The sequence below is a fragment of the Streptococcus sp. HMSC072D07 genome, assembly GCF_001814835.1.
In the GTDB taxonomy this organism is placed as follows: domain Bacteria; phylum Bacillota; class Bacilli; order Lactobacillales; family Streptococcaceae; genus Streptococcus.
This window is the reverse complement of sequence record NZ_KV818038.1, coordinates 1-417: the sequence shown is the minus strand read 5'-3', so window position 1 is coordinate 417 and position 417 is coordinate 1. Positions and strand designations below refer to the sequence as shown.

At 39.3% G+C, this 417-nt stretch carries 1 protein-coding gene; it reads right to left on the bottom strand.

Annotation, left to right across the window (positions count from 1 at the left end; genetic code table 11):
* Positions 1 to 47: 47 nt before the first annotated feature.
* Positions 48 to 401: a hypothetical protein gene (locus HMPREF2991_RS03125; protein ID WP_000260585.1), complete on the bottom strand. Its 354-nt coding sequence runs from the start codon at positions 399 to 401 to the stop codon at positions 48 to 50.
* Positions 402 to 417: the final 16 nt, after the last annotated feature.

The following is a 417-nucleotide window of genomic DNA, read 5'->3' as shown; positions in this document are numbered from 1 at the left end:
AGAAAAGCAAAAGAAAACCACCTGAAATGAATTCAAGTGGCGAATAGTTAGGGGAGCTCATTATAAACAGAGGCATCGTAGATCTTCTGCTGGATTCGTTTCTTTTCTGTATACTCTTGTGGTGAAACTGTATACATTTCATTAGTTTCAATGGAGCCTGCTAATTCTGTATCCATATTTTGAAAAGCTTCCGCAACCTTATTCATAAAGCCATCCAATGAATCCACTGTCTCTACCAAGTTTTCCATACAACTTTTTGCGACACCAGCACAGGACTCTAGACTACTTGTGACCGATGAGTCAATAATAGTCGACATCCCCTTTGAAATCTCATCTGTCGAAACCTTAATACTCGCCTTAATGCTTTGAATTCGCATCGGCTGAATTCGCTTAACTACCATTTTTCAACTCCTCCTT

Bases quoted from the DNA above. Each gene is read 5' to 3' on its own strand.
- HMPREF2991_RS03125 (WP_000260585.1), bottom strand. From the start codon at position 401: ATGGTAGTTAAGCGAATTCAGCCGATGCGAATTCAAAGCATTAAGGCG.